Genomic DNA, 1,495 nt, shown 5'->3' on the forward strand with positions numbered 1-1,495 from the left:
CCAACGACGATGCCTGCCCACATCTGGCGTTGAGTCGTCGCCCAATCAATGCCTTCTACATAGCCGGCTTCCGCCCAACGTCCCTGATCTTTCAACAGGAGTTGATAGTTGTTCTTCAGCGCAAGCTCATCATAGGGTCCGATCTGATCGCTATATCCGCTGAAGGCAATAGAGCCTATCCCCAGAAGCATCCCTTTCCCAATGGAAATGAGGTCACCCCCAAAGCTCGCTTGCTTATCAGCAGCGTCGTACCCAAGGGTCGTCCCTCGGAATAGCAGTTCCTTATTTGCTTGAGTGGGTGCATGGTTAGGACTACGAATATCATCGATATAGTTCTTTATCGACGAATCAAATCTTGATCCATAAAGCGCATTCAGATTGACCGTTGGATCCTTCCACTCCTGGTCAGTACTTTGAAAGAAGGCGTGGCGATTCCCCATCGAATCCGTGTAATAGCGACCTTGCGACTCACTAGAAAGGAAACTTTCAGTAAGGGTATCCGTGCCATTCAATGCAGCCCAGTTCTCGTCTTCTTTTGAAGCGGCATATGTGTTTAACCTGACACGCGCGTCATCTTCCGTGAGGACGAGGCCATTTTTTGCCATGTATTCAATGTATTCCTGGACAACCTCATCACTCTTTAAAAACTTCACCTCAGATGGGTGCAGCTGACGATTAAACCGATCACCCGCAACTGCGATGGCTGCGCCTGATGCACCACCTAAAACACCGCCTATGGCTGCACTACCGGCCTCCATCAGGCTATTAAACGTCTCGCTATCGGGGTCAATATATTGACTGACCAAATAATCAGCCATGACCTGTTTGGCTCTCTCAGAGCCTGCAGCCGAGATGGCACCACTAAGTGTACTCTCTCCTCCAAGTGCAGCGACGGCTGCACCTGTCAGGCCATGCAACAAAACTTTGTTTACTCCTCCGTCACTCCAGCTATTTTTACGAGCTAATGCATCTGCTTCCGCAGCTTTGTCCCCGGTGGCTCTTGCTGAGGCAAGGTCCAATGCCGCACGCTCTTGCATGCTGCTGGCGATATCACCCGCTACCCGAAATCCAATCTCCCCAGCCAGCCCCATCAGCTCCTTCTGATCTTCGATCTTCTTCTGATCGAAGATCTCCTTCAGCCCGGACTGCTGCAACTCGGTCGCACTACGATCCAATCCTGCAAGCGCGGATGCGTCGCCATTGCGGATCTGGATCGAGCCGGCAGCGATGTCGCTTTTGGTCGTGCTGCTCGAGCTGTCGCTGGCGTTGCCCAACATGCTCAGTCCGGCACCGATAGCCACACTGGCCATACTGCTGCCCGTGCCGCCAGCTACCGAGACGCCGCTAGTCTTGTACTCCGCCTTGTTCTGCAGATCCTCGACCGTCAGGCTGTCGGTAGACAGCCGATTGAGGCTGGCATCGGCCGCACTTGCAATGGCACCGCCGACCAAGGCCGTGTTGCCGCCCACCTTGATGTCGAAGCCCCCATTGCCGG

Annotated in this window: 1 pseudogene; it reads right to left on the reverse strand. The window is 53.8% G+C overall.

Annotated elements, in window-relative coordinates:
* Positions 1 to 1,495: pseudogene (locus J7396_RS22680) on the reverse strand (hypothetical protein); the annotation flags it as partial.

This window comes from Xanthomonas sp. A1809, from assembly GCF_017746015.1.
Classification (GTDB): domain Bacteria; phylum Pseudomonadota; class Gammaproteobacteria; order Xanthomonadales; family Xanthomonadaceae; genus Xanthomonas; species Xanthomonas euvesicatoria.